The following is a 6,013-nucleotide window of genomic DNA, read 5'->3' on the forward strand; positions in this document are numbered from 1 at the left end:
CTCGAAGAGCCGCGCGGGCCGGAGCCACCCCAGGCGTAGGCCTGCAACTCGGCGGAGCTCGTTTCCGGCCACGCTGGCTCCGACCCGCTCCAGCCCCGCCCAACCATAGCCAACGGCTCAGCCCGATTCTCTACCTTATTCGGCCTGTCGCCCACCCCCCGAGGCGCTTCGCGCCTGGGCGACGAGGCCGGCGACCCAAAGGGTCGCAAGAGCTCTGCTCAATTCTTTGCCGGTTCGGGCTGCGCGCTCCGGGGGTGGGCCGAAGGCCCAGCGCGCAAGCCCGGCGATTCTGCGAATCGTGCTACTCGCTCTCGGCCCAAAGCCCGGTAACAGCTCTGCCCAGCGCGGCGGGAAAACCGCAAACGGTTTTCCCGCCCGAAGAATATCTCGGCCCAAAGCACCGCCCCGTGTCCGCCTCACTGCGGCTCCGCTATCGCTCCGCCACATTTTCCCGTCGCCCGCAGGGATTTCATCTCGATTTTGCTCACCGCAAAACGAGTGAAATCCCTTTTCAGGCGGGCGGGCGACGGGAGAGCTTTGAACCGGATAGAACTGCCCTTACGCCGGGCAGGCGGTGCGTGCCGCACTCCCAATGGGCTGTGTCGGCCCAAAGCTTCGCCCCGTTCTCTGCGCGCGCCTGAGCGATTCATCTGTATTCGGCTCACGCCGAAATAGTTGAATCGCTTCTTAAGGCGTCGGCGCGCGGTTTCAGTCGCCCGCGGCCATTCTTGCCGGATTGGTTCGCCGCCAATCGGCAGAATATGCCCTCTTTGGCGGGCGGGCGACTGTCGAGCTTCGAACCGGCTGGAACTGCCGCTTTTTTCAAAAAGCGGCACCAAAAACTTTTAATTAGTTACGCTACGCCTTACGCTCCGCAAGACTCAGGTTTGCGCTCGCTGCGGCAGCCTCTACCCCATTCTTTGACCGCGCACTGAAGCACCGTCGTTACGGTCACTCAGCGTTTCAGCCGTTTTTCCGCTTCCAGCGCCGAAATCACCGTCATCACCGGACGTCCGTCCGGCGTGTAGTTCGGCTCGTCGCAGCCGAAGAGCCCTTTTATCAGCTCCTCCGCCTCCACGGTCGTCACCGTGCCCGTCCCTCCCGACGCAAAAAGCGGAGCGCAACAACTACGGGCCATCGCCTCGGCCAGCCGTTCGCGGTGGTTGTCGCGCAGCGAGGCCCCCTCCTCCTTGATCTGCCGGAGCAGCTCCTCCACCGCCTGCGCCGGCGCCGCGCTTTCGCCCATCTCGACCGGCAAACCGTAAACCACCACCGTCGTCCCCCCCATATCCCGAATGTCGAACCCCATCGCCGCCAGTTCCGCCATGTGTTCGATCAGCAGGAAGTGGTCGGCCGCCGTCAGTTCGATGCGCTCCGGAAAGAGATCGCGCTGACCCACCACCGAGAAATCGTTCTCCATCCGCCGCAAAAATTCTTCATACAGCATCCGCATCCGCGCCCGGGCCCGATCGACGATGACCAGCCCGTCCGCCGTCGCCGTGGCGATGTATTTTCCCCCGCCGAATACCAGCGCCCGGGCAGTCGCCTCGCCGCCCACAGCGGGAAAATCCGTCTCTCTGCCGGAAACAAACTCGTTATCAGGTGTTTCGAGCGGCAACTTCCCCTGAAGAGCATCGTCATGGCTCGCACCGTTCTCATTGTCGTGCTTCCCGCCGAAATCCGGAATTAACAGATCGGGCGGAATCATCTCCGTAAACGGCGCCTGTTCCGGGTCGTCGAAAGTCGCCCGAGTGCCACCGAGGGTGTTCCCCATCCCGAAATCCGTCGAGGCCGGGGCGTCCCACTCCTTGCGGTCATAGCTGCGGAACGGGTTATAGTCGTCCCGTGTCGCAGCCGGCGGAGGCGGTGGCATATGCCTCCCGCCTCCGCTGCCGGAGCCGCTTCCGCCCGCATGGTGCCGCGTGGGATTGTAGATCGGAATGTCGATCGGCGTCGGGTTGTCGAAGTCGAGCATCGGCACGATGTTGTGCCGCCCCAAACTCCTCCCCACCGCCGAGGCTAGCATCTGCCACATCGCCTGCTCCTCCTCGAACTTGATTTCGGTCTTCTGCGGGTGGATATTCACGTCGATGCGCGACGGATCGACCTCGATATAGATATAGTACGACGGCGTGTAACCGTACGGCAGCAGCTTGTTGTACCCGTTCACGACGGCCTTTTGCAGGTACGAGCTGCGGAAGTAGCGCCCGTTCACGAAGAAGAACTGTTCGCCGCCGCTCTTTTTGGCCGTCGCCGGCAGCCCGATGTAGCCGCCGATCCGCACGATCGGGGTGTCGACCTCCACGTCCAGCAGTTTGTCACCCGTCTTGCGCCCCACCACGGCGGTGATCCGCTGCCGCAGTCCCCCCGGCGCTAAGCTGAACAGCGTCTTGTCGTCCGCCACTAAAGTAAATGCCGTCTCGGGATGGCACAGCGCCACCCGTTGAAATTCCGTGATGACCTGTTTGGTCTCCGTCGGATTGGCCTTGAGGAACTTCCGCCGGGCTGGGGTATTGAAGAAGAGGTTCCGCACCGTGATCTGCGTCCCTTTCGGACAGCTGACGCTCTCGGTGCGCGCATCGGCCTCCGTTCCCCCCGCGATGGTGACCAGCGTCCCCACCTCGTCCTCCTCGCGCCTCGTCCGGAGCTCGACCTCGGCCACCGAGGCGATCGAGGCGAGCGCTTCGCCGCGGAACCCGAACGTCCGCAAAGCGAAGAGGTCTTCCGATTCCCGGATTTTCGACGTGGCGTGCCGCGCGAAGCAGACCACGGCATCCCGGGCCGCCATCCCGCATCCGTCGTCGATCACCTGCACGAGGCTCTTTCCTCCGTCGCGCACCACGACGCTCACGCTCTTGGCGCCCGCGTCCACGGCGTTCTCCATCAGCTCCTTGACCATCGAGGCGGGGCGTTGCACCACCTCGCCGGCCGCGATCTGGTTCGCGACGGTGTGGGGAAGTATCTGTATCAGGTCGTTCGGCACGGGTATAGTATTAAAGTGTGGAATCGGAGAGACTACATCGCCCGTCCGAGGTAGTTGAACATCAGGTAGAGCACCGCCACCGCTCCGGCCAGAAAGATGACCGTGCGGATCGAGTTGCGTTTCTGCCGCTGGGCCCGTTCGCGCTCCTGCTCCTGCATCCGCAGCAGGCGACGCTCGCGGATGTACATTCCCGGCCGGTACTCTCCCTCGGCGTAGTCGTCGCCGAGAATCATCCGCCGACGCGCTTCGCGCTCTTCGGCTTCCGGGTCCCAGTAGCGGGGTTTGTATTCGAACTGACGGGGCTTGCGCCCGAATCCTGTGAATCCTGCCATGGCGGTCGTGTGTTTGTCCGGTACAAAGATAACACATTCCGAACGGATTTCGGTGTCGGCGAATTGTGCGGGGTGTGTTCATATTGCAGAGCGCCCGGCCACGAAACTTGGTTCGTGGCCGGGCGCTCGATGGTCGCAAAAGAGCGGCGGCGATTACAGCCGCTTCCGGAGTTTTTCTCCTTCGGCTTCGTAGCCCGGCTTGCCGAGCAGGGCGAACATATTTTTCTTATAAGCCTCTACCCCCGGCTGGTCGAACGGGTTGACGCCCAGCGCATAGCCGCTGATGCCGCACGCCTTTTCGAACATGTAGAGCAGCGCCCCGATCGTGTGTGCGTCGATGCGCGGCAGCTCGACGACGATGTTGGGCACCCCGCCGTCCACATGGGCCAGCATCGTCCCGAGGATCGCCATCCCGTTCACCTCGCCGATGCGTTTGCCTGCGAGGAAGTTCAGCCCGTCCAGGTTCTCCTTGTCGGCCTCGATCCGGAACGTGTGCGCCGGCTCCGCCACCCGGATCACCGTCTCGAACATCGTCCGCTCGCCCTGCTGGATGTACTGCCCCATCGAGTGCAGGTCTGCCGTCAGGGTCACCGAGGCCGGAAAAATTCCTTTGCCCTCTTTCCCCTCGCTCTCGCCGTAGAGCTGTTTCCACCACTCGCCGATGTTTTGCAACTTCGGTTCGTACGAAGCGAGGATTTCGATCTTCTTCCCGGCCCGATACAGCGCCGTCCGCGCCGCCGCATACTGCATGGAGGGGTTTTCGTCGAACGCCGCTTCGGCCGTCAGTTTCTCCATCTCCGCAGCCCCCGCCACCAGTCCCCGCACATTGACTCCCGCCACCGCTAATGGCAGCAATCCCACCGGCGTCAGCACCGAGAACCGTCCGCCCACGTTGTCCGGAATCACGAAGGTGCGATACCCCTCCGTATCCGCCAGCTTGCGCAGCGCCCCTTTCGATTCGTCCGTCACGGCCACGATGCGCCGCGCGGCGTTCTCCTTGCCGTACCGCCGTTCGATCTCGTCGCGGATAATGCGGAAGGCGATCGCCGGTTCGGTGGTCGTGCCCGATTTCGAGATGACGATCGCCGCGATATCGTAGTTTTTGGCCGCCTCCATCAGTTCCCACGTATAATCTTCGCTGATGTTCTGCCCGGCGAAGAGCACACGCGGGTTCGTCCCTTTCTTAGGAACGACGAGGCTGTCGAACGAGCCGCTCAACGCCTCCAGCACCGCCTTGGCCCCCAGATAGGAGCCCCCGATGCCGATGGCGATGATCAGGTCGGCTTCGTTCCGCAGCACATCCGCTGCCTTCTGAATCTCGTCGAGCTGCGCCGGGGTGATCGACGACGGCAGGTTCACCCACCCCAGAAAGTCGTTCCCTTTCCCCTGTCCGTTGTGCAGCAGGGCGTTGCCCTGTTCGATCTCGGGCCGCAGGGCGGCGATGTCTGCGGCGGTCACCGTCGAGGCCGGTTCGAAAATCTTGTCGATGCGTACGTTTACACTTTTCATAGTCTGTGCGTTATTTGAGTTGATCCAAAATACTCCCGATCTCCGTCCTCGGCGCGCGCCGCTCGTAGAGGATGCCGTACACCGCCTCGGCGATCGGCATCCCGATGCCGAACCGCGACCGCAGCCGGTGGATGCAGTCGGCGGCGTAGTATCCCTCGGCCACCATGTTCATCTCCATCTGGGCGTTCCGCACCGAGTATCCCTTGCCGATCATCACGCCGAACGTCCGGTTGCGGCTGAACTGCGAGTAGCAGGTGACGAGCAGGTCGCCCAGGTAAGCCGACCGGCAGATGTCCCGCTCGGCGGCGAATGTCCCGCTGAGGAAGCGCTCCATCTCGATGGCTGCGTTCGAGATCAGCACGGCCAGAAAGTTGTCTCCGTAGCCCAGCCCGTGGGCGATCCCCACCGCGATGGCGTAGATATTCTTGAGCACCGCCGCGTATTCGGCGCCGTAGATGTCGGTCGAGGTGGAGACGCGGATGTGTTCGCAGGCGAACTTCTCGCCGAGCCGCTGCGCCACCTCCGGCTCTTTGCAGACCATGGTCAGGTAGGACAGGCGTTCGAGGGCCACCTCTTCGGCATGGCACGGCCCGGTGACGATCCCGATGCGGTCGAAGGGCACGCCGTACCTCCGGTTGAACCACTCGGCGACGGTCAGGTAGCCGTCGGGCACGATCCCTTTGATGGCCGAGACGATGAATTTCCCCTCCAGCGCATCCGGTGCGAGCGGCGCGACGGTGAGTTCCAGAAAGGCCGACGGCACGGCGAAGATAATCACGTCGGCTTCCCTCACTGCTGCGTCGATATCGCCGGTCACGCGGAGCCGGTCGCTGTCGAAGTGTATCTGGCTGAGGTATTTGGGGTTGTTTCCGTGCCTGCGGAGGTGTTCGGCGACTTCCGGATTGCGTACGTGCCACCGGACGCGGTTCCCGTTTCCGAGGAGTATCTTGACGATGGCTGTGGCCCAGCTACCGTATCCGACGACGGCGCACCGGGGGTCTTTATGTTCAGAGGTGGGTGACATCGATACTGTTTGATTGGGTAAAGATAGCGATTTTTTCGAGGAGTGGAACGGCGGGGTCGACAGAGTGACACGATAAGGGGCTGACGCGGAACGGGAAATGGGACTGAGCTTGGGGCGGGCCTTTGTTGCGGGAGGCTTCGGCCTGTCGCCCACCCCCCCCCCGAG

4 protein-coding genes are annotated in these 6,013 nt (G+C 63.0%); all 4 read right to left on the reverse strand.

The features are described 5' to 3' along the window. Positions 1-955: 955 nt before the first annotated feature. The 4 genes from mutL to QZ292_RS09215 all read right to left on the reverse strand — a co-directional run bounded on the left by mutL (position 956) and on the right by QZ292_RS09215 (position 5,848). On the reverse strand, positions 956-2,983 hold the full coding sequence (gene mutL, locus QZ292_RS09200; RefSeq protein WP_294600830.1) for a DNA mismatch repair endonuclease MutL: 2,028 nt from the start codon (positions 2,981-2,983) through the stop codon (positions 956-958). Between the two features lie 32 nt (positions 2,984-3,015). Continuing rightward, positions 3,016-3,315: a hypothetical protein gene (locus QZ292_RS09205; RefSeq protein WP_294600833.1), complete on the reverse strand. Its 300-nt coding sequence runs from the start codon at positions 3,313-3,315 to the stop codon at positions 3,016-3,018. A 153-nt stretch (positions 3,316-3,468) separates the two neighbouring features. Next, the gene (locus tag QZ292_RS09210; RefSeq protein WP_294600835.1) at positions 3,469-4,824 is read right to left on the reverse strand and encodes a glucose-6-phosphate isomerase; all 1,356 of its coding nucleotides are present in this window, start codon (positions 4,822-4,824) and stop codon (positions 3,469-3,471) included. A 10-nt stretch (positions 4,825-4,834) separates the two neighbouring features. Continuing rightward, complete coding sequence (locus tag QZ292_RS09215) at positions 4,835-5,848, reverse strand: NAD(P)H-dependent glycerol-3-phosphate dehydrogenase (protein WP_294600837.1); 1,014 nt, start codon at positions 5,846-5,848, stop codon at positions 4,835-4,837. Between the last annotated feature and the right edge of the window lie 165 nt (positions 5,849-6,013).

The organism is uncultured Rikenella sp., from assembly GCF_910577125.1.
GTDB lineage: Bacteria > Bacteroidota > Bacteroidia > Bacteroidales > Rikenellaceae > Rikenella.